Genomic DNA, 25,411 nt, shown 5'->3' on the forward strand with positions numbered 1-25,411 from the left:
TTAGCGGTAATGTGTCAGCGTAATTCGAACAACTGGAAACCCTGGTGGCCGAGGCCCGGCGCAAACACAACGCCGTGGAAATGGCCGAATGGGGGGCGGATTGCGGCTTGATGCATAACGGCGGCAACGAGGTGTCCACAGGGATTGCAACCGTCCAAGCCGTCAATACACCGGAAAGCCATGGCCCCATCGTTTCGCCCCTTAAGGTAATCCGTTATGAGAACGAACCCTGAACTCGAGTGCGTGCGCATCAAGCACCGTGCCGCCGAACATGTGTCCCGTGTAAACGATAACGCGCGACAAGCGCCGCGACCGCGTGTTGACAATGGCTACACGCTGGACCATGATTCGTATATCTTTTGTGTATGCGCACTGGGAGAGGTCAATGCGTGACGCCGCCATCAATCTGCGGGCCCTGCCTGAACAGCGTGATCTGATCGATCACGCGGCCAGCCTGCTTGGCAAAAACCGCTCGGACTTCATGCTCGAAGCGGCCTGCGAGCGTGCTCAAGCCATTGTGTTGGACCAGGTCTTTTTCAGCCTGGACGCCGACAAGTTCAAGCAGTTCACCGCAATGCTGGATGCGCCCCCTGAGCCGAATCCCGGGCTGGAACGCCTCATGGCCGTCAAGCCTCCCTGGGATACTGGCGGGGCATGAGCTTGCGGCTGAGGGCACCGCAACCACTCGCTACCACCCAGGTTCTGGATCAATTCGCCTGCGGGGAATCCAGCCTTGACGAATGGCTCAAGCGCCGGGCGCTAACCAACCAGCTGAGTGGCGCGAGCCGCACCTTTGTCGTCACTGATCAGGACGATCGCGTGTTTGGTTACTACGCAATGGCTGCAGGTGCGGTTTCACACCAGGCGACCACCAGTAGCGTGCGACGCAACATGCCCGACCCGGTGCCCGTGCTGGTTCTGGCCAGACTCGCCATTGACCACCGTGCCCAGGGCAGAAAACTTGGCACCGCTCTGCTTCAAGATGCGGTCAATCGGGCCGTGGCCGTGTCGCAAAACGCTGGCGTGCGAGCCTTGCTCGTCCACGCTCTTCACGACCCTGCAAAGCGGTTTTATGAACATTACGGCTTTCGTGAATCGCCACAGCAGCCGATGACACTGATGCTGCGTTTGAACTCCGTCAAGACGTGAGGACAGTCGTTATGCTGGGTGCATATGAACCGAGCGGTCTTGCCTTTTGTCCCAGGTTGAAAAGGAGGCTGCCATCGATACAGAACCTGCTTTAATGCTGTCACCGTAATTCCCGCTGTTGGGTATAGCCCGGAATCAAGGCCCATTGGCATCAACTTAAGCTGTTCGTTGTCTCCGCAGCGCGGAGGTGCTGCATTCCCACGCAGCGCGTGGGAACGAGAAAACGCGAATGGACGCCAATAAAAACCCTGCGCGCTTCTTTGCGTTCTCTGCATCCTAAATGCGGACCTCGACGCCGCGCTCGGCCATGTAGCGTTTGGCCTGGCCTATGCTGTACTCGGCGAAGTGGAAGATGCTGGCGGCGAGCACGGCGTCGGCCTTGCCTTCGGTGACGCCATCCACCAGATGCTGCAGGTTGCCGACGCCGCCGGAGGCGATTACCGGGATGCTCACCGCCTCGCTGATGGCGCGGGTCAGCTCGTTGTCGAAGCCGATTTTGGTGCCGTCGCGGTCCATGCTGGTGAGCAAGATCTCGCCTGCGCCGTAGTCCTGCATCTTGCGCGCCCAGGCCACCGCATCCAGGCCGGTGGGCTTGCGCCCGCCGTGGGTAAAAATCTCCCAATGATCGTCAACACGCTTGGCGTCGATGGCGACGACGATGCACTGGGAGCCGAAGCGGTCGCAAACCTCTTTGACGAACTCAGGGTTGAACACCGCAGCGGTGTTGATCGCCACCTTGTCGGCACCGGCGTTGAGCATCCTCAGCACATCCTCGGGCTGGCGGATGCCGCCGCCGACGGTGAGCGGGATGAACACCTCGGAGGCCACCTGTTCCACTACATGCACCAGGGTGGCGCGGTTGTCGGAGCTGGCGGTGATGTCGAGAAAGGTGATCTCGTCGGCACCTTCCTCGTTGTAGCGCCGGGCGATCTCTACCGGGTCACCGGCATCGCGGATCTCGACGAACTTGACCCCCTTGACCACGCGGCCGTTGTCCACGTCTAGGCAGGGAATGATACGTTTGGCTAGCATGTTGTGTTCCTCTGGACGCAGAGGACGCAAAGAAGCGCGGAGATCGCAGAGTTTTTTAGAAATTCTCTCTGCGTTCTTTGCGCTTCTCCGCGATCTCTGCGTCCTGCTCTAATCAGCTCAACTCATCCGCCAGGCGCTGGCCTGCGGCGAAGTCCAGGCTGCCCTCATAGATCGCCCGGCCGGTGATGGCACCCATGATGTTGTTGGTGTCGGCGGCGCAGAGGCGGCAGATGTCGTCCAGATTGGTGATGCCACCGGAGGCGATGATGGGTATCTTCACCGCGTTGGCCAGATCGGTGGTGGCCTCGACATTGCAGCCGGTCATCATGCCATCACGGCCGATGTCGGTATAGACGATGGCGGAGACGCCAGCCTGCTCGAAGCGTTTGGCCAGATCGCTGACCTGGATATCGGTGACCTCGGCCCAGCCGTTGATCGCCACCTTGCCCTCCTTGGCGTCCAGGCCGACGATGATGTGACCGGGGAACCGACCACAGGCGCGGGCGACAAACTCGGGATCTTTCACCGCCTGGGTGCCGATGATGCAGAAGTTGACGCCCATATCCAGGTAAGCCTCGATGGTGGCCTCATCACGGATACCGCCGCCGACCTGGATCGGCAGCGTCGGCCAGGCCTCGCAGATGGCCTGGATCACCTCGCCGTTGACCGGCTGACCGGCAAAGGCACCGTTCAGATCCACCAGATGCAGGCGCCGGGCGCCCGCCTGCACCCAGCGCGCCGCCGGGGCCAGGGGATCGGCATCAAATACCGTGTCGTCCTCCATGCGCCCCTGACGCAGGCGCACACAGTTGCCGTCTTTCAGATCAATGGCAGGTATCAGTAGCATGGTTTGTCCTGGATGATTGAAAAGGGTCCGCAAATGAACGCGAATGAACGCAAACGTTTGGACGCAGAGGCCGCAAAGGAGCGCGGAGATCGCAGAGTTGTTCAAAAATTTCCTCTGCGTACTTTGCGCTACTCCGCGTTCTCTGCGTCCTTAAACCTGCCAGCGCACGAAGTTCTGCAGCAGGCGCAGGCCATTGTCGGCGCTCTTTTCCGGGTGGAACTGCACCGCGAACAGGCGGCCCTGGGCGATGGCGCTGGTGAATGCGATGCCGTAGTCGGTGGTGGCGGCGATCAGCCCCGTGTCTTGCGGCACCACGTGGTAGCTGTGCACGAAGTAAAAGCGACTACCCGGTTCTATGCCCGCCCAGAGGGGGTGCTCGCGGCTCGGCCGCACTCGGTTCCAGCCCATGTGCGGCACCTTCAGCTCGGATGTAGCAAAGCGCCGCACCTCACCGGGAAACAGCCCGAGCAAATCCGTACCGCCATTCTCCTCGCTGTGGCTCAGCAGCACCTGCAAGCCCATGCAGATACCGAGGAAGGGCTTGCTCGCCGCGGCCTGACGGATGGCCTGGTTCAGATGATGCTGACCGATAGCAGCCATGCAATCTCGCGCCGCGCCCTGACCGGGAAAGACCACGCGGTCGGCGCTGGCGATCCAGGCCGGGTCATCGGTCACCCGCACCTCATCAGCGGCGGCACAGACGTGCTCCACTGCCTTGGACACCGAGCGCAGGTTGCCCATGCCGTAGTCGATGACGGCGATCTTCTGGCCCATCAGAGGCTGCCCTTGGTGGAGGGAACGACATCGGCCATGCGCGGATCAGGGCTCAGGGCCATGCGCAGGGCGCGACCAAAGGCCTTGAATACCGTCTCGGCGATGTGATGGGCGTTGCGGCCGCGCAGGCAATCCACATGCAGGGTCATGCCGGCATGATTCACCAGCCCCTGGAAGAATTCGTGGAACAGATCGACATCGAAGCTACCGATCATGGCGCGCCGGAAATCCACCTGGAACTCCAGCCCCGGCCGACCGGACAGGTCGATCACCACCCGTGACAGGGCCTCGTCCAGGGGCACATAGGCGTGACCGTAGCGCAGCAGGCCTTTCTTGTCGCCGATGGCCTGGGCCAGGGCCTGACCCAGGCCGATGCCGATGTCCTCAACGCTGTGGTGGGCGTCGATGTGCAGGTCACCCTCACAGCGGATGTCCAGGTCGATCAGGCCATGGCGGGCCACCTGATCGAGCATGTGCTCCAGGAAGGGGATGCAGGTCGCGAACTGGCCACGGCCACTGCCGTCCAGGTTCAGCTCAACCCGAATCCGGGTCTCCAGGGTGTTGCGTTCAACAAGTGCGGTTCTGGGCATGGGTTTTCTCAGAAATCAGGGACGCAGAGGGCGCAGAGAAGCGCAAAGTACGCAGAGTTTTTCATTTCTCTGCGCACTCTGCGCTACTTTGCGTTCTCTGCGTCGAAAATCGAAACAAACTCTAGCACATCAACCCTCCAGCCAGAAGGTTACCGGGCCGTCGTTGCACAGGCTGACCTGCATGTCGGCACCGAACACGCCGCTGGCCACCGGCTGGTGGCGCTCGCGGGCCAGCCTTAGCAGTTGCTCAAACAGCGCCCTGCCCTGCTCCGGCAATGCTGCCGGGGTGAAGCTGGGTCGCATGCCCTTTTTGCTGTCCGCCGCCAGGGTGAACTGGGGCACCAGCAGCAGGCCGCCCTGGATGTCTTGCAGGCTGAGGTTCATCTTGCCCTGTGCGTCGGGGAAGACGCGGTAGCCGAGCAGGCGCTGTAACAGTCGCTCGGCGTTGGCCGGGGTGTCGGCCCGGACCACGCCGATCAAGGCCAGGACGCCTTGATCGATAGTTCCGGCGATTTTTTCGCCTATTTCTACCTTGGCGTGTGTAACTCGTTGAATCAAGGCGATCATTAGGTCTTTATTAATTAAATATGATTATATGCCTATCGAAAACTTTTTAAGGCTATGGTCATTTGTTTACAAGGAGACTGTCAAAAAGCCATATATTGGCACCTCTCGCCTGAACATAATGGTTCCCGTCGCCGGAGCAAGGAGAACAGGGAATCATGGGCAAGGATGCCAGGGAGAGGAGGCCAGGACAGCAACATTGCCAAGCGGCTCAGGACCAGTGTACCAACCAAGTCGGCGATTCTCGGCCCCGCACGGATGCGGGGTTTTTTTTGGCCAGCGTTCGGCCGTCAGCTAGCCCCGGCTGGCGCGTTTGCGCTCGATCTCGGTGAGCAGCTTCTTGCGCAGACGGATGTGGTTGGGGGTAACCTCCACCAGCTCGTCGTCGTCGATGAATTCCAGCGCCTGCTCCAGGGTGTGCACCACCGGCGGCGTCAGCACCTGAGCCTCGTCGGTGCCGGAGGCGCGCACGTTGGTCAGCTGCTTGCCCTTGAGGGCATTGACCACCAGGTCGTTGTCGCGGGAATGCAGGCCGATGATCATGCCCTCATAGACCTCGGTGCCGTGGCCGATGAACAGCCGCCCGCGCTCTTGCAGGTTGAACAGGGCATTGGTCAGGGCCTTGCCGGGGGCATTGGCGATCATCACGCCGTTCTTGCGGCTGCCGTAGTCGCCGCGCTTGAACGGGCCATAGTGGTCGAACACGCTATAGATCAGCCCCGAGCCCTGGGTGGCGGTAAGAAACTCGGTGCGAAAGCCGATCAGGCCACGGGCCGGCATGATGTAGTCCAGGCGCACCCGGCCCTGGCCATCGGGGGCCATGTTCTTCAGGTCGCCACCACGGGAGCCGAGCCGCTCCATCACCCCGCCCTGATGCTGTTCCTCCACATCCACGGTGACCTGCTCAAAGGGTTCCTGGGGTTCGCCATCTATGGTGCGCACTATGACCTCGGGGCGGGACACGCCCAGCTCGAAGCCCTCGCGGCGCATGGTCTCTATCAGCACAGATAAATGCAGCTCGCCGCGGCCGGAAACGCGAAACTTGTCCGGGTCCGAGCCCTGTTCCACCCGCAGGGCGACATTGTGCACCAGCTCCTGCTCCAGCCGTTCCTTGATCTGGCGGCTGGTGACGAACTTGCCGTCACGCCCGGCAAAGGGCGAGTTGTTCACCTGGAAGGTCATGGTCACCGTCGGCTCGTCCACCGACAGGGGGGCCAGGGCCTCCACCGCGTTGGGGTCGCACAGGGTGTCGGAGATGTTCAGCGGATCCAGCCCGGTGAAACAGACAATATCCCCGGCCTGCGCCTCGCTCACCTCCACCCGCTCCAGCCCCATGAAACCGAACAGTTGCAGGACGCGGCCATTGCGCCGGTTGCCCGCTTTGTCCACCAGGGTGACGGCGGTGTTGGTCTTGACCCGGCCACGGCTGATACGGCCGATGCCGATGACTCCCACATAGCTGTTATAGTCCAGCTGGGAGACTTGCAGCTGGAAGGGGTCTTCCGGCTCCACCTGGGGTGGATGCACACGATCGACGATCAGTTGCAGCAGGGGCTCCATGTTGCCCTCGCGCACCGTGGATTCCAGGCCGGCAAAGCCGCCCAGACCGGAGGCATAGACCACCGGGAAGTCCAGCTGCTCATCGGTGGCACCGAGGCGGTCGAACAGGTCGAAGGTCTGATCCAGGGCCCAGTCGGGTCGTGCCGCCGGGCGGTCGATCTTGTTGATCACCACGATCGGATGCAGGCCCCGGCGCAGGGCCTTCTCGGTAACGAAGCGGGTCTGCGGCATGGGGCCTTCCACCGCGTCCACCAGCAGCAGCACGGAATCCACCATGGATAGCACCCGCTCCACCTCGCCGCCGAAGTCGGCATGCCCTGGGGTATCTACTATATTGATATGGTACTGACCCCAGTTGATGGCGGTGGGCTTGGCCAGGATGGTGATACCGCGCTCCTTCTCCTGGTCGTTGGAGTCCATCACCCGCTCTACCGGGCCGAAGCGGTCACCGAGGGTGCCGGACTGTTTCAGGAGTTCATCAACCAGGGTGGTCTTGCCATGGTCAACGTGGGCGATAATGGCGATATTGCGCAGGTTTTGTATCACGCGGGCATGCTCTGAGGAAAAGGGGCCGGATTATACCCCAGACCGGGGCCAGGGGCCTGTCGGATTTGAGGGCCCCGACCGGGGCCGGATTGAAGGCCGCTGCGCAGCGGTAATTGGCGCTTCTGGCCAAATCCAGTATTCTTTGACCGGGGATGGCGCGGAGCCGATGGGGTGGGACCAATGGCTTCAAATTAAAGTCGTTGAGCCCGACCAGGCCCAGTGAACGGCCACTTGTCGGGCCGTTACAGATTGCAGCGCCAAGGTTCATGCTAATTCAATAATCTTACGAGAGGGGGAGTGGTTATGGAGATCGGAGCGGTTGTTATTGCCCTGGCCGTGCTGGCCGGTTTCATTGTTGTCCTTGGGGTCAAGCGCGTGCCCCAGGGCTATGAATACACGGTGGAGCGCTTTGGCCGCTACACCAAGACCCTGACGCCGGGGCTGAATCTGATCATGCCGGTGATCGATACCATAGGGGCCAAGGTGAACATGATGGAGACGGTGCTGGATGTGCCCTCCCAGGAGATCATCACCAAGGACAACGCCATGGTGCAGGTGGATGGCGTGGTCTTCTATCAGGTGCTGGACGCGGCCAAGTCGGCCTATGAGGTCAATCAGGTGGAATACGCCACGCTGAATCTGACCATGACCAATATCCGTACCGTGATGGGCTCCATGGACCTGGACGAGGTGCTGTCCGAGCGCGACGCCATCAACACCCGCCTGCTCAACGTGGTGGACGAGGCCACCACCCCCTGGGGGATCAAGGTCACCCGCATCGAGATCAAGGACATCACCCCGCCCCGTGACCTGGTGGATTCCATGGCCCGCCAGATGAAGGCCGAACGGGAGAAGCGCGCCGCCATCCTGGAGGCCGAGGGCAAGCGGCAGGCCGCCATCCTGGAGGCCGAGGGCGAAAAACAATCGGCCATCCTGGAGGCCGAGGGACAGAAGGAGGCCGCCTTCCGCGAGGCCGAGGCCCGCGAGCGCCTGGCCGAGGCCGAGGCCCGCGCCACGGCCATGGTCTCCCAGGCCATCGCCAAGGGGGATGTCAACGCCATCAACTACTTCGTGGCGCAGAAATACACCGAGGCCCTGACCCAGATCGCCAGCGCCGACAACCAGAAGATCATCATGATGCCGCTGGAGGCCAGTAGCCTGATCGGCAGCGTCGCCGGTATCGGCGAGATCGCCAGGCAGGCCTTCGGCCAGAAAAAGGCCGAGGCCGAATGATGGAATTCAGCCTGCAGATCGGTTACTGGCACTGGTGGGTGCTGGGGGTGGTCTTCATCGTCCTGGAGATCCTCTCACCAGCGGTCTTCTTCCTTTGGATGGGCCTGGCCGCCGGAGTGGTGGGCCTGATCCTGCTGCTGTTCCCCGGCCTGGCCTGGGAGTGGCAGGTACTGCTGTTCGCCATCTTCAGCCTGGCCAGCATCCTCGCCTCCCGCCGCTACCTGGACCGCCATCCCCTGCACAGCGACCACCCCCTGCTCAACCGGCGCGGCCAGCAATACGTCGGCCGCACCTTCAGCCTGTCCACCCCCATAGTCAACGGCTACGGCAAGATCCGCGTCGATGACAGCAGCTGGAAGGTCAGCGGGCCGGACTGCGCCGAGGGCAGCCAGGTGCGCGTCGTCGGCGTGGATGGCGTGGTGTTGCAGATCGAACCCCTAGAGCAGCCAACCCAGGCCGAGCAAGAGGCAAACGACCCATGAGCGATGAATACTACGTCAAACTGACCGGCAACCTGATGGAGGGGCGCTCGCCGGACCTGGCCGCCCAATTCCTCTCCGACAGCTTTCACATCCCCTGGGAGACCGGTCGCACCTACTTCAACGGCTCGCCCACGGTGCTGAAGAAAAAGCTGGACCGGGAAACGGCGGAAAAGGTCTGCCACCGCCTGCGCAACACCGGTGCCGAGTGCGAGATCGAGGCGGTGCCCGACCTGGGCTTCACCCTGGAGCTGGTGGAAGACAGCCCCGAGGCCAGCCCGGCATCGAACCCCGAACCCGCCCCTGAACCCGCCGCCGCGCAGGCCCCGGCCCAGGAGGACGACTTCTCCCTGGAGTTGGTGGACGCGGCACCCGCACCCGCGCCGCAGCCCGAGCTGCAACCCCCGGCCGAGCTGGAAGACGAGCTGCACCTGGACACGCCCGATCCCTCGCCGCAGCAGGCCCCAGATCGGCCACCAGCGCAACCGCCCGCACCGCCACCGCCGCCCGGCCCAACCGCAGCCTCCGGCCTGGATGCGCCAGCACCGGCCAGCGGCCCACCGCCAGTACCCACTGGCACCCCGGCAGAGTCCGAGGAAGACAAATCCGAGCAGGTGGACATAGGCGATGTCAGCACCGATGTGGGCGCAGGCGTGGGCGGCATGTTGCCGCAGGCCTCCACCGCCCCCAGCTTCCGGCGTCCGGGCCTGGGCCGGGCCGAAGAAGGCCAGGGCGGGCCGGGCAAAAAAATGCTCCTGCCCCTGGCCGCCGGTGCCGGCCTGCTGGCCCTGGCCGCAACCGCTTACTTCCTGCTGCTGACCGAACCCGCCCCACCACCGGCACCAGCAGCGCCGCAAGCCACAACTCAGCCCCAGACCGCGCCCGAGCCGGTGGAGATCGATAACAGCATGATCATCGCCTTGCAGCGTGACGAGCTGAATGTCCGCTTCGACAACCTGCTCGGCACCATCGCCACCTGGCAAGAGGAATTCGCCGCCAACAGCGCCCAGGCCAGCACCCCGGAACAACTCAAGGCGGCGCTGAAGACCGACATGGGCATCACCGAACAGGACTGGCAAGACCCCTGGGGCGGCAGCATAGAGATACGCATCGGCGAGAACGGCTTCAAACTGGTCTCCCCCGGCCCCGACCAGGAGCTGGGCAACGCCGACGATGTGCTTAAGGAGCAATAGGCTGATAGCTGAAGGCTGAAAGCTACCAAGCCCCGAGTTTGATCCACACTGGAGACAACCACCATGAAAGCCAACCCCATCTCCTTGCAATCCTTGCTGCTCTTGCCGTTGCTGCTGAGCAGTCTGGCGGTACAGGCGGAAGAGACCTACGAGCGCATCATGCTGGCGGTGACGGTCAAGGCCGATGTGCGCCAAGAGCGCCTGCGCGCCGTGCTCTTTGCCGAGGAACAGGGGCTGGACACGGCGCGACTGGCCGACGCCGTCAACCAGCGCATTGCCCTGGCCCTGGATCTGACCAAAAACGAGCCGGGCATCAAGGCCCGTACCCTGGGCTACAGCAGCAGCCCCATCTACCGTGAACAGCGGGTAGAAGGCTGGCGGGTACGTCAGACCCTGGAACTGCAAGGCGATGACGCCAGCGCCTTGGGGCTGTTGATCGGCAAGCTGCAATCCGACCTCAACGTGGAGTCGATCAACTACTCGATCTCCGAACAACAGCTGGATACCACCACCGAAGCACTCATCGACCAGGGCCTGACGGCCTTCCGCCAGCGCGCCCAGCGCATCGCCATGGGCTGGGGCCGAGATGGCTACCGGCTGGTGCAGATGGCCATCCAGAGCCGACAAAACCCGCCGCCCCAGCCCATGCCCCTGCAGGCCGCCCTGGCCCGATCCCCGGTGGAAGCGGTAGCGCCACCCAGCCTGCAAGGCGGCGAGCAGCAGGTCAGCGTCACCCTCACCGGCACCATAGAACTCAAACCGGACCCAGCAGCGCCAGACAACGCCGGGCCGCCAACCGGAGAAGCGGCGGAAGAACCAACAGGGGAACAGGCGGCAGAATAGGATTTGACAGCGGGGCATCCGGGGCCGATAATCACGCCCTTTCCGTTGAGTGCAGAGATTTTTTAGGAGACCAGTGTGGCCAATTCCGCCCAAGCCCGTAAACGCGCCAATCAGGCAGAGAAGCGCCGCCAGCGCAATGCCTCCCGGCGCAGCATGATGCGCACCTACCTCAAGAAGGTGCTTCACGCCATTGAAGCCGGAGATAAGACCCTGGCCAGCGAGAGCTATGTCAAGGCCGTGTCCTTGCTCGATCGCGCCGCCAACAAGGGCCTGATCCACAAGAACAAGGCCGCCCGGCACAAGAGTCGCATCCATGCCCGTATCGCCGCCATGGCCTGATGTGCGCCATGGCGTGCTTCAAAAAAACCGGCCTTGGCCGGTTTTTTTGTGTCTGCCCCTAACGGACATGGAGCAGACAGCGCCACCCCGGAACATGAAACATCTGTTGGCGGCTCCGGGACTCGGGGTTCGGGACTCGGGACTCGCGAGTTGCCACGGATGTTTCACAGTAACTCTGCTCCGCCCGCTATCCCCCTTCTCGGGGGGATACCACGCTCAGGCGTACCTTGGTGTTGAGCAGCTTCAGGCGCCTTTCCATCTGTGGCGTCAGGTAGAGGTGGCCCTGATCGTCCAGTAGGGCCACCTCGCTGATACCCATGCGCTGGGCGATCTCCTGCCAGCGCTCCGGCCCGGCAATGAACAGGGCGGTGGCGGCGGCATCGGCAGTGGCGGCGTTCTTGTGAATCACAGTAACCGAATCGGTGCCACGGGCCGGGTAGCCGGTGCGCGGGTCGATGATATGGTGATAGAGCTGGCCGTTACAGCGGTACTGGCGCTCGTAGTTGCCGGAGGTGAACACGCTCTCATCGCCGCTGATCTCCAAGGCCCCCAGCACGCTACCATCGGGGTGCTTGATGCCGATACGCCAGGGCCGCCCGGAGCGGTTGCCGATGGCGCGCAGATCACCACCAGCATTGACCATGGCGTGTTCAATACCCAGCCCGCGTAGCCGTTCTATAGCCAGGTCCACGCCATAGCCCTTGCCGACGGCACCAAAGTCCAGGCGCAGCGCCGGGTTGCCGCTGCTCAGTTCATCCCCCTGCCAGCTCAGATCGGACAGACGCGGATTCTTTGCCACCAGGGCCTTGATGGCCTTATCATCGGGCAGGTGGTCACAGGTGCCGGGCTTGCCCTGGAAGCCCCACAGGTCGATCAGATCACCCACCGCCGGATTGAACAGGTGGTCCGAGTCCTCGGCCAGGGGGATGGAGAGCCTGAGCAGGGGTGCCACCACTGGGCTGGGCACCAGGGACTCCCCGGCACGCAGGCGGGCGTTTATCTGCTGCACTGGCCCCTGCTCCCAGGCATGCCAGTCCCGATGCAGCTGGGTGAACAGGCCTTGCAGTTGCTCCATGGCTGCCTTGGCCTCGGCCTTGGTGGCCCCGACGATGGTGACATCGATCAGGGTGCCAAAGGCGAGGATGCGCTCGCTGATGGCCGGATTTTTATTACCGACGCAGCCGGCCAAGAGCAGGCCGGAAAGGAGGCCGACCAGCGCCATCTTAAATAAACCCTGGCAACTGACGAGTCCCGATGCGATCAAAATTATTCGGCTCACTTTTCCAACCTCTGCTCCAACACATCCAGCAAATCGCCCGCGATATTGATGCCATAGGCCCGATCCAGCTCGCGGATGCAGGTGGGACTGGTGACATTGATCTCGGTCAGATAATCGCCAATCACATCCAGCCCGGCAAAGCCGATACCGCGCTCACGCAGCACCGGGCCGACCCGCTCGGCGATGCGCCTATCCCCCTCGCTCAGGGGCTGGGGTCGGCCGCTGCCGCCAGCAGCCAGGTTGCCCCGGTTATCCCCTGGACGGGGGATACGCGCCAGCACATAGGGCACAGGCTCGCCGTCGATCATCAGGATGCGCTTGTCGCCCTGCTCAATGGCCGGGATAAAGCGTTGCGCCAGGGCATAGCGGCGGCCCTGAGCGGTCAGGGTCTCGATGATCACCCCGCTATTGGGATCACCGGCGCGGACACGAAAGATCGAGGCCCCGCCCATGCCATCCAAGGGCTTGAGCACCACATCCCGCTGCTCGGCGATGAAGCCATGCAGGCGTGCGCTACTGCTGCTCACCAGGCTCGGCGGACAAAGCTCGGGAAACCAGCTGGCAAACAGCTTCTCGTTGCAATCACGCAGGGCCTGAGGCCGATTGACCACCAGCAGCCCCTGGCGCTCGGCCAGCTCCAACAGCTGGGTGGCGTAGAGGAACTCGCTATCAAACGGCGGGTCCTTGCGCATCAGCAGCAGGTCCAGTTCGGCCAGGGGCTGATCGGACTCGGCGCCCAGGCTGAACCAATCGCTGGCGCTATCCCTGACCTCAAGCTGGCGCATACGGCCCCAGCTCTGACCATCGCGCAGCCACAAATCGCCCAGCTCCATATAGGCCAGGGACCAGCCGCGCCGCTGCGCCTCCAGCAGCATGGCCAGGCTGGAATCCTTGCTGGGTTTGATGTCGGCGATGGGGTCCATCACCATGCCAAGGCGGAGGGGACGGGAAGGAGCGTTCACTGTCGCGGGCAGGCCTCATCAATGCAGTAGCCGGGCATTGTCGGCAGAATAGTGGGCTCAAGCAAGTCGCAAATGCGCAATCCAAATCTCTCGCACCCTTGGCGAACTTCTACAAATTGCTTGGCTTTCAGGGTAATCTAGGAGCCTGTCGGATTTAGGATGCTCCTACTGCGCCGGTGGGAAGAACGGCCCAAAATTGTTTTAAACATTGGCCCCGATTTTTCGTTGCGTAGGCCAACTATGCGCCTCAAAATCGTGAAAATTTGTTCTCGTTCTCCCACCTTGCTCGCTACGGGCACCTAAACCCGACAGGCTCCTAGGAACTATACTAAATGTACCGGACCGCAGCAGCCATGCTACCCTCCCGCAAAATCCCGACATCAACGGCAACCCTATGAACCACACCCCAGTCACCCTGCTGCTGTTGGCCAGCCTGTCGGGCCCGGCTCTGGCCAACACCGGCAACCTGGACCAGCTGCTGAGCATGGACCTGGAACAGCTGATGCAGGTAAAGGTCAGTATCTCCAGCGTCACCCCGCAGCCTATCGCCAAGGCCCCCTCGGTGGTCTCCGCCATCACCGCCGAGGACATCAAGGCCACCGGGGCGACCAACCTGATCCAGGTGCTGGAGTCCGTGCCGGGCGTGCATATCCGCTACAGCGGCTTTGGCAACCGGCCCCTGATCCACTTTCGCGGTGCCAGCGCCAACCAGACCCTGCTGATGGTCAATGGCCGACCGATGAAAGACCTGGTCTGGGGCTATGGCATCTTCTGGAAGGGCCTGCCCGCCAGCATCATCGAGCGGGTCGAGGTGTTGCGTGGCCCCGGCTCCGCCCTGTTCGGCGCCGATGCCTCCGCCGGGGCCATCAATGTCATCACCAAGACCGCCGCCCCCATTACCCGTGCCGAGGCCGGGCTGCGCCTGGGCAGCTTCGACAGCCAGCAGGCCTGGGGCCAATTCGGCGGCCAGGTCGGCGGCTATGAGCTGGGCCTCACCGCCGATGTCTCCAGCACCGCGGGCCATGATCCCCTGATCCTGCGCGATGCCAACGGCGCCAGCGGCATAGCCCCCTACGGCTGGGATAATATGGACCTGCGCCTGTCCCTGGCCCGTGGCCACTGGCGCCTGCTGGCGGACTACATGCGCCACGACAACCTGGAGACCGGCCTGGCCGGGCGCGGTGTGCTGGATGAGCTGACCTCCGCCGAGGACGAGCGCCTGAGCCTGGACCTGCTCTACGACAACCCCCACTTCAGCCGACACTGGGGGCTGAAGTTCAAGCTCGGCGGCCAGCAGCTGAGCTACGACTCCGGCAGCGGCTTTCGCGAGCAGCCCCCCAGCCTGCTCTATCCCCAGGGCGAGCTGAACCAGATGGCCTCCGCCGAGCGCCAGCTGGGGTTTGATCTCAGTGGCCGCTACAGCGGCCTTGCCGACCACAGCATCACCCTGGGCCTGGGCTTCAGCCAGCAGGACCTGTACCGGGTCGAGCAATGGGTCAACGCAGGCACCGGCCCCGATGGCCTGCCCCTGCCCGTCGGTAGCCCCCTGGTGGAGCTGAGCGACAGCCCCTATGCCTTCGCCCCCGAGCGCAGCCGTGAGATCCGCTACCTGCTGGTACAGGACGAATGGCAGCTGGCGAAGGACTGGCAGGCCACGCTGGGGGCGCGCTATGACCAGTATTCCGACTTTGGCGGCACCTTCAACCCGCGTCTGGCCCTGGTCTGGAACACCAGCGCCAAGCTCACCAGCAAGCTGATGTATGGCCAATCCTTCCGCCCGCCATCTTTTCTGGAGAGCTATCCGGTGGTCACCGGCGCCCTGGCCAACCCGAATTTGGCACCGGAGGAATCCGAGACCTGGGACCTGGCCTTCAGCTACGCCGCCAGCAAGGACCTGCGCCTCAATCTCAACCTGTTCTACTACCAGCAGGACAACATGATCGGCTACGACCGCCTGCTCAATCAGTATCGCAACAGCGGCAGCCATGATATCCGTGGCTTGGAGCTGGAGGCCTGGTGGCAGATCCATGACCGCCTGCGCCTGTCCGGCAATTACAGCCGCAACCACCACAGCGATGAGGGTAACCGCTTCTACAGCACGCCGGATCAGGAGGCCTACCTGCGCCTGGACTGGGAGCTGGCCCCGCGCTGGCAGCTCAATCTGCAGGCCAACTGGAGCGATGAGCGCGAACGCGCCCCCAGCGATGCCCGCGCCGATCTGGACAGCCACTGGCTGGCGGACGCCACCCTGCGCTACAGCCCGGACCCCCACTGGGAGCTGGCCGTATCCCTGCGCAACCTGTTTGACCAAGAGGCGCGCAGCTACACCGGCAGCGGCCTGATCGACGATCTGCCCCTGGCTGAACGCAGCGCCTTTGCCGAGTTGCGCTACAGATTTTAACGTGCATGGAACGACATGATGACGATGCTGCCTGCGTCTGAGAGCCAAGCAACCTCGGCGAATCGCACCCCCCCCCAGCGCTACCTGCTGCTGGGCTGCTGTCTGCTCGCCTGCCTGCTGGCCGACCCGATCTGGGCCAAGGGCCAGGCCCAGGAGCGCCTGCTCAAGGCCGCCTTTGTGTATAACTTCGCCAAGTTCACCCAATGGCCGACGAGCAGCTTCAGTGACGGGGAGGCCTCGCTGAACCTGTGCCTGATCGGCCAGGATGGCCTCAACGGCGACCTGCGGCGGCTGGATGGCCGCTTGGTCAAGGGTCGCACCCTCAGGGTCAAGGCGCTGGACGGCAACACCCTGCCCGATTCCTGCCACATGGCCTACATCGCCCGCTCGGAAGGCTCCGGCCTGGCGCGTCAGTTGGCCGGTCGGCCGGTGCTCAGCATCAGTCAGATCAGCCGTTTCAGCCGCAGCGGCGGCATCATCGAACTCTACCGGCGTAACGGCAAGATACGCTTTCGGATCAACCGCAGCGCCGCGCAGCGGGCCGGACTGAGCATCAGTTCACGCCTGCTCAAGCTGGCGGATGTGGTCGGGGGCTGAATGAACCTGCGCGACGCCCCCATCCGCTACAAACTGATGGCCATCATCCTGGGCACGGCAGGGGTTGTGCTGCTGCTCAGCCTGCTGCTCCTGTTTCTGATCAACCTGACCAACGCCCGCAATGAGGCCAGTGGCCGCCTGCAGGCCCTGGCCTCGGTGCTCAGCGCCAACAGTAGCGCCGCCCTGGCGTTTGACGACCGTGCCAGCGCGGCAGAGGTGCTGGCCACCTTGCGCAGCCAATCCGACATCGTCCGCGCCCAGATCCTGGATCCCCAAGGCCGCCTGTTTGCCGACTACCAGACCGGCGACTTCGCCGGGCTGAAGTTGCAGGATGGCCTCCAGGGGCTGTTGCTGCTGGGGCACATCCGCGTGGTTGAACCTATCCTCGTCGATGGCGAGATCCTGGGCCAGGTGGAGCTGATCGGCGACATGCGCCGCGCCCGCGTCACCCTGCTGCAGCAGGCCCTGCTGGTAGCGGCGATGTTCGTGGTGGCCATGCTGCTGGCGCTGTGGCTGTCCAACCGGCTACAGCGGGTGGTCTCCCTGCCGGTGGGGCGGCTGCTGCACAGCATGGAAGAGGTCACCGAGCGCAAGAACCTCAGTGCCCGCGCCGAACCCACCGGACAGGACGAGCTCGGCGGGCTGATCCGTGGCTTCAATCTGATGCTCGACCGGCTGGAGGCCAACGACCGGGAACTCAGTCGCCACCGCGAACAGCTGGAACAGCTGGTGGACGAGCGCACCGCCGAGCTGCAACAGGCCAAACAGCGGGCCGAGGTGGCCAATCAGGCCAAGTCCGACTTCCTGGCCAATATGAGCCACGAGATCCGCACCCCGATGAACGGCGTCATGGGCATGACCCAGGTGTTGCTGGACACCCAGCTGGACCGCGAGCAGAAACGCTACGCCGACGCCATCCTGCACTCGGCGGATAATCTGGTACGCATCCTCAACGATATCCTCGATCTGACCCGTATCGAATCGGGCAACCTGGAGATCCGGCGCGGTGACTTTGCCCTGCAGGAAATCATCGACCAGTGCAACAGCCTCTACCGCCACCAGGCCGAGGCCAAGGGCCTGGCCTTCAACCTGGAGCTGGACGACCAGGTGGCCCCCAGGGTGTATGGCGACAAGACCCGTCTGCTACAGGTGATCGGCAACCTGATCAGCAATGCCATCAAGTTCACCGAGCAGGGCCATGTCAACTGTCGGCTGCTGCTGCGCCAGGCCCCGGCCCAGCGCCTGATCCTGCGCGTCGAGGTAGAGGACAGCGGCCCCGGCATCCCCGCCGAGCTGCAAGGGCGTGTGTTCGACCGCTTCGTCCAGCTCAGCCAGGGGTTCAGCAAGCGCCACGCCGGCACCGGCCTGGGCCTGGCCATCAGCCGCCTGCTGGTGGATCAGCTGGGCGGTTTCATCGGTCTGCGCTCCTCGCCGGATCAGGGCAGCCTGTTCCACATTGAGATCCCCCTGGAGCCGGCCCAGCAGCCCGCCCCCCAATCCCAGCCCAAGGCCCAGGTCGGCAGCCCCTCGCTAAAGGGGCTGCGCCTGCTGGTGGTGGACGACGACGAGATCGGCCGCACCGCCGCCGAGCTGCTGCTGGGCCGCGCAGGCCTGGCGGTCAGCACCGCCAGCGACGGCCGACAGGCCCTGCAACAGCTGGAACAGCAACCCTATGACGCCGTCCTGATGGACGTCCACATGCCCGGCATGAACGGCATAGAGGCCACGCAACAGATCCGCGCCCACAGCGACCCGAAAATCGCCCGGCTGCCCATCATCGGCCTCACCGCCGCCGTGCTCAAGGACGAATGCCAGACCTACCTGGACATCGGCATGAACAAGGTCCTGGCCAAGCCCATCAACCTGGAGACCACCCAACAGGTGTTGCAGGAGGTGTTGGAAATAGACTAGGCGCGCTCAGCCTTCAGCCCTCTGTCCTCTGTCCTCTGTCCTCTGTCCTCTGCCTTCTGTTCCCGCTCCTCGATCAGGTTCTTCAACGCAATCAGCAGCCCCAGGCCGATAAAGGCGCCGGGGGGCAGAATGGCCAGGAGCATGCCGCGAAAGTCCTCGCCCAGGCTCAGGGTCAGGCCACGGGCGGCCTCGCCGAACATCAGGTGGGCCTGATCGAACAGGGTGCCCTGGCCCACCAGCTCGCGCATCCCCCCCAGCACCAGCAGCACCAGGGTGAAGCCCAGGCCTATGGCCAGGGCGTCCACCACCGAGCGGGTCAGGTTGTTTTTGGAGGCAAAGGCCTCGGCGCGGCCGATGATGGTGCAGTTGGTGACGATCAGTGGGATGAAGATGCCCAGCACCTTGTGCAGCTCGTGGAACCAGGCGCTCATGCTCAGCTCCACGGCGGTAACAAAAGAGGCGATGACCAGCACGAACACCGGCAGGCGCACCTCGGGCCGCACCAGATTGCGGATCAGCGACACCGTGCTGTTGGACAGCAGCAGCACCAGGGTGGTGGCCAGGCCCAGGCCGAGGCCATTGATGGCGCTGTTGGTCACCGCCAGCAGGGGGCAGAGGCCGAGCAGGGCCACCAGGGCCTGATTGTTGTGCCACAGGCCGTCACGCACGATCCGGGCGTATTCGGCTGCCGGGCCTGCGCTCAGGGGTTTGGCTTGGCTCATGGGGTTGTCTCCTTGGATTTGGCCTGGGCCGGTGGTGCCTGCGCCGGGCGCTGTACCTGTCGAGGGCGATACAGGCGTTCCTCGCCCTGCTCATGCACATAGTCCAGGGCCTTTTTCACCGCCGCCACCACGGCGCGGGGGGTGATGGTGGCGCCGGTGAACTGGTCGAACACGCCGCCATCGCGCTTTACCTGCCACTGCTCCGGGGCGGGGTTGCTGCGGCTCTTGCCATCGAAACCGTAGATCCAGTCCGATTTCTCCTCATCCATCTTGTCCCCCAGCCCTGGCGTTTCCTTGTGGGCAATGACCCTTACCCCGGCCAGGCTGCCGTCCCGGTTTACCGCCACCAGCAGGTTCATCGCGCCGCCGTAGCCCTGGGCCAGGACGGGATTGAGCACCACCGCCACCGGCTCACCGCGCAGTCGGCCCCGGTACAGCCGAGTCACATTCGCCCCGAGCAGGTCGGCGCGGCGGACCTCTATGCGGTCTTCGATCATGTCGTTATCGATGCGCTCGGGGGGGATCAGCCGTTGCAGCTTCTCCAGCAGGGCCTGGCGCTCGTTTTCGGCGATACGCTCCCAGGTCTGCTGATGGACAAAGGCCACCAGCCCGGTGCCCACCAGGGCGAAAAGCGCCAGCAGCAGGCCGGCCTGGATGATCTTGCGCGCCCCGCTCACGGCCCCAGCCTCCGTTTATGCCCGGTGACTCGGGGCTGGGTGTAGTGGTCGATCATGGGCACGGCCATGTTCATCAGTACCACGGCGAAGGCCACGGCATCGGGATAGCCGCCCCAGCTGCGGATGGCAAAGACGATAACGCCGATGGCGGCGGCGTAGATCAGCCGTCCCAATGGGGTGGTGCTGGCGGTGACCGGATCGGTGGCGATGAAGAAAGCGCCGAGCATGGTGCCGCCGCTGACCAGGTGAAAAAAGCCCACCGGATAGCGCTGCGGGTCGAGTAGGAAGAACAGAAAGGCCAGGGCGCTGAGGGAGCCGAGAAAGGCCAGCGGGATATGCCAGCTGATCACCCGCCGATAGATCAGCCACAGGCCGCTGATAAAGAGCGCCAGGGAGACCCATTCCCAGGGCTGGCCGGTGAGGTGGCCCCAGAAGGAGCCGGAGTGGATCTGATCCACGCGCAGGCCCATGGCCAGTTTGGTGCGCAGCTCATCCAGGGGGGTGGCGCCGGTGAGTGCGTCCCAGGTGGTGCCGGGAGGGATGACGCGCAAGAAGCTGATCTGCAGGGATTGCAGCAGGTCCGGCATGTGCTCGCGGGGGATGCTGGGGGAGAGGCGCTGGGTCATCTCCATGGGGTAGGAGATGAGCAGCAGCAGATAACCGGCCATGGCCGGGTTGAAGGGGTTGTAGCCCAGCCCGCCGTAGAGTTGCTTGACCACCACTATGGCAAACAGGCTGCCCAGTACCACCATCCACCAGGGCAGGATGGTGGGCACGGCGATGGCCAACAGCCAGGCGCTGACCAGGGCGCTGAGGTCGAACAGGGCCGGACGCACCGGGCGGCGGCGCAGGCGCAGCACCGCCGCCTCCGCCAGCAGGGCGGTAGCGCTGGCCAGGGTCAGGTTGATCAGCAGGCCGAAACCGAAGAACCAGGTGATAATTGCTATGGCCGGGATCAGGGCCAGCAGCACCTGCAGCATGAGCCGATTGACCGGCCTCGCCGGGTGGTCGTGGGGTGAGGATAGGACCTGGAAGGGCATGGGGCTATTCGGACTCCTGCTGGCTGGCCGCCTGGGCGCGGCGTTTCTCTGCCGCCTCGACCTGGCGCTGCTGGGCCGGGGTGAGCTCAGCGGTGTTCTTGGGTTGCACGCCCTGCTCGGCCAGGGCCGCCTTCTTCGCCTTGGCGCGGGCCAGGGCGGCGGCAATGGCGGCCTTTTTTGGGTCGGTCTCGGCCTCGTTTCCGCTGGGGTTTCCGGCAGCATCAGGCTTGCCCTGATCTGAGCCGGGCTTGTCCTTCCGCCGCAGGGCCTCGTTCTTCTGCCGGATCTTCTCCTTGCGCTCGCGCTCCACCCGCTCCAGTCGTTGCTGGCGGGCCTCGTGGCGCTGGCGCGCGTGCTCGGCCTTGCGCTTCTCCTCCGCCTGGGTCCAGATGCTGTTCTTGGCGAAGCGGTAATACTGCACCAAGGGAATGTGGGAGGGGCAGACATAGGCGCAACAGCCGCATTCGATACAGTCGAACAGGTTGTAGTCCTGCACCTTGTCCATGTCCTTGGCACGGGTGTGCCAGTACAGCTGTTGCGGCAGCAGTTGCACCGGGCAGGCATCGGCGCACTGGCTGCAACGGATGCAGGGACCGGCCGGGGCGGAGGCGTCCAATTCAGCAGGGGCCGGGGCGAGCAGGCAGTTGGCCCCCTTGGTCAGAGGTACCTGGTCTGAGTGCAGGGCCTGGCCCATCATAGGGCCGCCCTGGATCAGGCGCGTTACGCCGGGCCTGTAGCCGCCGCGCTGGGCGATCAGGTCCGCCGCCAGGGTGCCGATGAGTACCTCCTGATTGCCCGCTTGGGCCAGGCCACGGCCGGTCAGGGTGACTATCCGGGAGATCAGGGGGATGCCGCGCAGCACGGCATCGGCCACCGCCACGGCGGTGCCGACGTTGTGGCAGACCATGCCGATCTGCGCCGGGATGCCCTTGCTGGCCAGCTCCTGGCCGGTGAGCACCTGGATCAGCTGCTTTTCACCGCCGCTGGGGTAGAGGGTGGGGATCACTACCAGCTCGGTGTGGGCCGGGGCATGGGCCGCCAGGGCCTGCTGCAGGGCGGTGATGGCCTCGGGCTTGTTGTCTTCGATGCCGATCAGGCATTCGCCGGTGACCCCCAGTACGTGGCGCAGGATGTGGATGCCCTGTACCAGCTTGGCGGCATCCCGGCGCATGAGCATGTCGTCGCAGCTGATGTAGGGCTCGCACTCGGCGGCGTTGATGATCAGGCTGTGGATCGGCAGGTCCGGCCCCGGCGCCAGCTTGATGGCACTGGGGAAGGCCGCCCCGCCCAGGCCGACGATGCCAGCCCAGCGGATACGCGCCAGCACCTCGCCGGGGTCGCGCTGGGCGAAGTCGGCGAGGGGCTCGGGCAGCTCGGCCCTGCGCTCCTCGCCATCGGGCTCCAACAGGATGCAAGGCGCGTTCAGGCCGGAGGGATGGGCCACCGGGTGCTCGCCGATGGCGCTGATCTGGCCTGATGTGGGCGCGTGCAGGTTAGCGCTCACCGCGCCATCGGCCTGGGCAATCAGCTGCCCCTTGAGCACCCGCTCGCCCACCGCCACCAGCGGTTGGGCCGGGGCACCGATGTGCTGCTGCAGGGGCAGCACCAGTCGGTCGGGGATCAGGGCCGGGGCTATGGGCGCGGCGGTGGACAGGGCCTTTTCCTCGGGCGGATGCACGCCGCCGTGGAAGCGCCACAGGCGCCGACCGGAGGGCGACAGATCGCGCGGCAGGCTCATGGCTTGGCCTCCTCGGTCTTTACGGCAGGGCTTGGCAGGGCGGCGGGGCTACGGTTCGGGTCGGGCCAGTTCCAGTGCGGGATGTCGCCGCCGATGGGGATCATCTTGATGCAATCTACCGGGCAGGGCGGCAGGCACAGCTCGCAGCCGGTGCATTCCTTGGCGATGATGGTGTGCATGTGCTTGGCCGAACCAAGGATGGCGTCCACCGGGCAGGCCTGCAGACAGAGGGTGCAGCCGATACAGGTCTGCTCGTCGATAAAGGCCACCGCTGGCGGCTTTTCCACCACCTCGGGGTTGGCCGCCGGGGGCTCGCGGCCGAGCAGGTCGGCCAGGGCGATGATGGTCACCTCGCCGCCCGGCGCGCACTGGTTGATCTCCGCCTCGCCGGCGGCAATGGCCTCGGCATAGGGCTTGCAGCCGGGATAGCCGCACTGGCCACACTGGGTCTGCGGCAGCAGGGCGTCGATCTTATCCACTATGGGGTCGCCCTCGACCCGGAAGCGAATCGCCGCATAGCCCAGCAGCAGGCCGAACACCAGCGCCAGCAGGCCGAAAAGCAGAATGGCCTCGATCACTAGCCCTTCACCAGTCCAGCAAAGCCCATAAAGGCCATGGACATCAGCCCGGCGGTAATCAGGGCGATGGCGCTGCCCTGGAAGGGTTGGGGCACGTCAGACACGGCGACCCGCTCGCGCACCCCGGCAAACAGCACCAGCACCAGGGAGAAGCCCAGCGCCGCGCCAAAGCCATAGAGAATGGACTCGATAAAGCCGTGCTGCTCCTGCACATTGAGCAGGGCCACGCCGAGCACGGCGCAGTTGGTGGTGATCAGGGGCAGGAAGATGCCCAGCATCTGATAGAGCACCGGGCTGGTCTTGTGCATCAGCATCTCGGTGAACTGCACCACCACGGCAATCACCAGGATAAAGCCGATGGTGCGCAGATACTCCAGGCCCAGGGGCAGCAGCAGGTATTCGTTGACCAGATAGCTGCACAGGGAGGACAGGGTCAGCACAAAGGTGGTGGCCAAGCCCATGCCAAAGGCCGTTTCCAGCTTCTTCGACACCCCCATGAAGGGGCACAGGCCAAGGAACTTCACCAACACGAAGTTGTTGACCAGTATGGTACCTATGAGGATGAGTGCGTATTCCTGCATTCCCGCCCAAGCCTATTGAAAAAAGCGCGATTGTATCTGACCTTCGGCCAAGCATGGTATCACCGCCCCGCCCCTGGCCGCAGTGCGAAAAGTCAGCAGAAGCGCTGGGGTGTTTTGCCAGACGGGCATGGAGCGACCACCGCAGCCCGTGGCGGCCGGCTTTTTGCTCCTAACCCAATGGGACGCAGAGGACGCAGAGGAGCGCAAAGGACGCAGAGAAGAATGAGGAAGCGTTGCGCCTCCGAACGCCCATTCGGCATTTCAGGGCTCGGAGCTCCCAGGCCTCACGGCAAGTCAAAGCCAGCGCCGGCGCCTGTCGGCGGCCCTGGCTGCGAAGGGCGCTTGCCCTTGAGCTAAGCCCGCGCCCTGGCTAAATTTAATTTATTACATTAAGTAAATCGCTTAACACGCTTGAAAACAAGCATTTTTATGCTATTATCTTCTTTCAGTTAACTACCCCTGCCTGCCGCCTCTGAAGGAGCCAAGCACCATGAAAGCACTGATCACCAGCATTCTCATCGGCTTCAGCCTCGCCCTCTACGCCCAGCTCAGCTCGGCCGAGGAGGGCTTTAACGCCAGCTTCCTCGACTGGACCCATACCTCGACCTACAGAGCGCCCTCCCAGACGGCAAGCCCGTCGGCCAACACCCCCGAGGCCAGCGAGTCCAGCCAGCAGACCCCGCCGGTGGAAAGGCCCAGCGGCGATACCGCCAGCGAGATCGCCCTGCGCCCCCTGCATCCCGGACTCAGCCCCAGACTGGCCGCCCTAGAGCCGGGCCAGCCCCTGCTGGATGACATCCAGGTGCGCGATGAGGCCCCCCTGGAGGTGGACCCCGAGGCCCTGGCCGACATGGGCTTTCACGACCTGAACAGGCCCGTGCCGGTGCAGGCGGAAACCGGCAGCACCAGCCTGGCGGCCAGCTTCAAGCAGTGGCTTCAGTGAGTTGGGAGGAGAAACACGGGAGGTGGGGCTCTGTTCGGCCCACAAGGGTCAATTCCATAACCCCTGCGCTCCTCTGCGCCCCGCTGTAGCCTCCGGCCTCGCCGGGGTAGGATAGGAGGCAGCATGTACGCCAACGACCGCCACTCCATGCGCCAATTCTTTCTGCACTGCCACAACAGGCAGCGCGAGGGCGCGCCCCTGCAGCCGCTGGAGCGGCTGGTGGCCGAGGTCATCGCCCTGCACCCGGAATACCAGGCCCTGCTGGAGACCGGCGAGCAGGCACTGGCGCAGGACTTTGCCCCCTCCGGCCAGCCTCAGGGCAATCCCTTTTTGCACATGGGCCTGCACATCGGCCTGGGCGAGCAGCTGCTGGCCGATCGCCCCGCTGGCATCCGTCATCTCTATCAGCGCCTGCTGGGCCAGTACGCCAACGACCGTCACCAGGCCGAACACGCCATGCTGGCCTGCCTGGAGCACAGCCTCTGGCAGGCCCAACGGCAACAGACCCTGCCAGACGAGGGGCGCTACCTCGAATGCCTGCGGCGGTTATTGGACTGACCCGCCAGGCGGTTGTGCCTGACCTGCCGCGGCGCAACGAAAACCGGGGCGCAAGGGACACAAGAACGGGCAAAGGTCGCAACGAACCCAAGATCAGCCCCCCCTCTCACCCTCTCTTCAGCCTCATTTGTGGATTGGAAAATACTTCCCGCCCAACGGACATGGGGCGGGCGGCATCACCCCGGAACATGAAATATCTCCTGGCCACCTTGGGACTTGGTAGCTCCTGTAGCCCGGAGGAAGTGCAACGGAATCCGGGATTGCCGCTGAAGCCT

Annotated in this window: 27 protein-coding genes; 13 read left to right on the plus strand and 14 right to left on the minus strand. The window is 64.1% G+C overall.

Annotated features, from left to right (window positions below; translation table 11 throughout):
- Positions 1-44 precede the first annotated feature (44 nt).
- The 3 genes from D5125_03450 to D5125_03460 all read left to right on the plus strand — a co-directional run bounded on the left by D5125_03450 (position 45) and on the right by D5125_03460 (position 1,149).
- Positions 45-233 (plus strand): hypothetical protein, encoded by a 189-nt coding sequence (locus D5125_03450; GenBank protein QFY88611.1) that lies wholly within the window; start codon positions 45-47, stop codon positions 231-233.
- A gap of 152 nt (positions 234-385) precedes the next feature.
- A complete protein-coding gene (locus D5125_03455) occupies positions 386-658 on the plus strand; it encodes a DUF1778 domain-containing protein (GenBank protein QFY88612.1) in 273 nt (90 codons plus the stop codon).
- Entirely contained in the window at positions 655-1,149 is a 495-nt protein-coding gene (locus D5125_03460; GenBank protein QFY88613.1) for a GNAT family N-acetyltransferase, read from the plus strand. The genes D5125_03455 and D5125_03460 overlap by 4 nt, the downstream gene beginning before the upstream one ends.
- Positions 1,150-1,425: 276 nt before the next feature.
- Here the strand turns inward: D5125_03460 and hisF are convergent, their stop codons facing one another.
- From hisF to typA, 6 genes are all read right to left on the minus strand, one after another.
- Entirely contained in the window at positions 1,426-2,181 is a 756-nt protein-coding gene (gene hisF / locus D5125_03465; protein QFY88614.1) for an imidazole glycerol phosphate synthase subunit HisF, read from the minus strand.
- Between the two features lie 112 nt (positions 2,182-2,293).
- Positions 2,294-3,028, minus strand: coding sequence for a 1-(5-phosphoribosyl)-5-[(5-phosphoribosylamino)methylideneamino]imidazole-4-carboxamide isomerase (gene hisA, locus D5125_03470; GenBank protein ID QFY88615.1), 735 nt, complete (start codon positions 3,026-3,028; stop codon positions 2,294-2,296).
- Between the two features lie 150 nt (positions 3,029-3,178).
- Positions 3,179-3,802 carry an imidazole glycerol phosphate synthase subunit HisH gene (gene hisH / locus D5125_03475; GenBank protein QFY88616.1) on the minus strand — a complete coding sequence of 208 codons (624 nt, stop codon included), beginning with the start codon at positions 3,800-3,802 and terminating at the stop codon, positions 3,179-3,181.
- On the minus strand, positions 3,802-4,392 hold the full coding sequence (gene hisB / locus D5125_03480; GenBank protein ID QFY88617.1) for an imidazoleglycerol-phosphate dehydratase HisB: 591 nt from the start codon (positions 4,390-4,392) through the stop codon (positions 3,802-3,804). Before hisB ends, hisH begins: the two co-directional genes overlap by 1 nt.
- Before the next feature lie 129 nt (positions 4,393-4,521).
- Positions 4,522-4,959 (minus strand): D-tyrosyl-tRNA(Tyr) deacylase, encoded by a 438-nt coding sequence (locus D5125_03485; protein QFY88618.1) that lies wholly within the window; start codon positions 4,957-4,959, stop codon positions 4,522-4,524.
- Positions 4,960-5,250: 291 nt separating this feature from the next.
- Positions 5,251-7,062, minus strand: a complete 1,812-nt coding sequence (gene typA, locus D5125_03490) for a translational GTPase TypA (protein ID QFY88619.1) — start codon at positions 7,060-7,062, stop codon at positions 5,251-5,253.
- Between the two features lie 303 nt (positions 7,063-7,365).
- Here typA and D5125_03495 point away from each other — a divergent pair, with 303 nt between their 5' ends.
- The 5 genes from D5125_03495 (at position 7,366) to rpsT (ending at position 11,149) form a co-directional block, all read left to right on the plus strand.
- The gene (locus D5125_03495) at positions 7,366-8,295 is read left to right on the plus strand and encodes an SPFH/Band 7/PHB domain protein (protein ID QFY88620.1); all 930 of its coding nucleotides are present in this window, start codon (positions 7,366-7,368) and stop codon (positions 8,293-8,295) included.
- A complete protein-coding gene (locus D5125_03500; protein QFY88621.1) occupies positions 8,292-8,777 on the plus strand; it encodes an NfeD family protein in 486 nt (161 codons plus the stop codon). Before D5125_03495 ends, D5125_03500 begins: the two co-directional genes overlap by 4 nt.
- Positions 8,774-9,967, plus strand: a complete 1,194-nt coding sequence (locus tag D5125_03505; GenBank protein ID QFY88622.1) for a hypothetical protein — start codon at positions 8,774-8,776, stop codon at positions 9,965-9,967. The genes D5125_03500 and D5125_03505 overlap by 4 nt, the downstream gene beginning before the upstream one ends.
- A gap of 63 nt (positions 9,968-10,030) precedes the next feature.
- Complete coding sequence (locus D5125_03510) at positions 10,031-10,810, plus strand: SIMPL domain-containing protein (protein QFY88623.1); 780 nt, start codon at positions 10,031-10,033, stop codon at positions 10,808-10,810.
- Between the two features lie 75 nt (positions 10,811-10,885).
- Positions 10,886-11,149, plus strand: coding sequence for a 30S ribosomal protein S20 (rpsT, locus tag D5125_03515; protein QFY88624.1), 264 nt, complete (start codon positions 10,886-10,888; stop codon positions 11,147-11,149).
- Between the two features lie 187 nt (positions 11,150-11,336).
- On the opposite strand, the gene D5125_03520 is transcribed toward rpsT, so the two are convergent.
- Positions 11,337-12,371 carry an FAD:protein FMN transferase gene (locus D5125_03520; GenBank protein ID QFY88625.1) on the minus strand — a complete coding sequence of 345 codons (1,035 nt, stop codon included), beginning with the start codon at positions 12,369-12,371 and terminating at the stop codon, positions 11,337-11,339.
- A gap of 53 nt (positions 12,372-12,424) precedes the next feature.
- Positions 12,425-13,357, minus strand: a complete 933-nt coding sequence (gene gshB / locus D5125_03525; protein ID QFY88626.1) for a glutathione synthase — start codon at positions 13,355-13,357, stop codon at positions 12,425-12,427.
- Between the two features lie 427 nt (positions 13,358-13,784).
- Here gshB and D5125_03530 point away from each other — a divergent pair, with 427 nt between their 5' ends.
- From D5125_03530 to D5125_03540, 3 genes are read left to right on the plus strand one after another with little or no spacing between them, the layout of a single operon-like run.
- A complete protein-coding gene (locus tag D5125_03530; protein QFY88627.1) occupies positions 13,785-15,791 on the plus strand; it encodes a TonB-dependent receptor in 2,007 nt (668 codons plus the stop codon).
- A 15-nt stretch (positions 15,792-15,806) separates the two neighbouring features.
- On the plus strand, positions 15,807-16,388 hold the full coding sequence (locus D5125_03535) for a YfiR family protein (protein QFY88628.1): 582 nt from the start codon (positions 15,807-15,809) through the stop codon (positions 16,386-16,388).
- Complete coding sequence (locus tag D5125_03540; GenBank protein ID QFY88629.1) at positions 16,389-18,299, plus strand: response regulator; 1,911 nt, start codon at positions 16,389-16,391, stop codon at positions 18,297-18,299.
- On the opposite strand, the gene D5125_03545 is transcribed toward D5125_03540, so the two are convergent.
- The 6 genes from D5125_03545 to rsxA are packed head-to-tail and all read right to left on the minus strand — an operon-like array spanning position 18,296 to position 23,635.
- Positions 18,296-19,021, minus strand: a complete 726-nt coding sequence (locus D5125_03545) for an electron transport complex subunit E (GenBank protein QFY88630.1) — start codon at positions 19,019-19,021, stop codon at positions 18,296-18,298. The two genes, D5125_03540 and D5125_03545, sit on opposite strands and share 4 nt — an antisense overlap.
- Positions 19,018-19,698 (minus strand): electron transport complex subunit RsxG, encoded by a 681-nt coding sequence (gene rsxG / locus D5125_03550; protein ID QFY91042.2) that lies wholly within the window; start codon positions 19,696-19,698, stop codon positions 19,018-19,020. Before rsxG ends, D5125_03545 begins: the two co-directional genes overlap by 4 nt.
- Positions 19,695-20,738 carry an electron transport complex subunit RsxD gene (gene rsxD, locus D5125_03555; protein QFY88631.1) on the minus strand — a complete coding sequence of 348 codons (1,044 nt, stop codon included), beginning with the start codon at positions 20,736-20,738 and terminating at the stop codon, positions 19,695-19,697. Before rsxD ends, rsxG begins: the two co-directional genes overlap by 4 nt.
- Before the next feature lie 4 nt (positions 20,739-20,742).
- Entirely contained in the window at positions 20,743-22,476 is a 1,734-nt protein-coding gene (rsxC, locus tag D5125_03560; GenBank protein QFY88632.1) for an electron transport complex subunit RsxC, read from the minus strand.
- On the minus strand, positions 22,473-23,054 hold the full coding sequence (rsxB, locus tag D5125_03565; GenBank protein QFY88633.1) for an electron transport complex subunit RsxB: 582 nt from the start codon (positions 23,052-23,054) through the stop codon (positions 22,473-22,475). Before rsxB ends, rsxC begins: the two co-directional genes overlap by 4 nt.
- The gene (gene rsxA, locus D5125_03570) at positions 23,054-23,635 is read right to left on the minus strand and encodes an electron transport complex subunit RsxA (GenBank protein ID QFY88634.1); all 582 of its coding nucleotides are present in this window, start codon (positions 23,633-23,635) and stop codon (positions 23,054-23,056) included. Before rsxA ends, rsxB begins: the two co-directional genes overlap by 1 nt.
- Positions 23,636-24,125: 490 nt before the next feature.
- Between rsxA and D5125_03575 the strand changes: the two genes are divergently transcribed.
- Both D5125_03575 and D5125_03580 read left to right on the plus strand, forming a co-directional pair.
- Positions 24,126-24,578: a hypothetical protein gene (locus D5125_03575; GenBank protein ID QFY88635.1), complete on the plus strand. Its 453-nt coding sequence runs from the start codon at positions 24,126-24,128 to the stop codon at positions 24,576-24,578.
- Positions 24,579-24,701: 123 nt separating this feature from the next.
- The gene (locus D5125_03580; GenBank protein QFY88636.1) at positions 24,702-25,136 is read left to right on the plus strand and encodes a DUF1841 family protein; all 435 of its coding nucleotides are present in this window, start codon (positions 24,702-24,704) and stop codon (positions 25,134-25,136) included.
- Positions 25,137-25,411 lie beyond the last annotated feature (275 nt).

Origin of the sequence: gamma proteobacterium SS-5 (assembly GCA_009497875.2) — a bacterium.
GTDB classification, from domain to species: Bacteria; Pseudomonadota; Gammaproteobacteria; order Chromatiales; family Chromatiaceae; genus Magnetovirga; species Magnetovirga frankeli.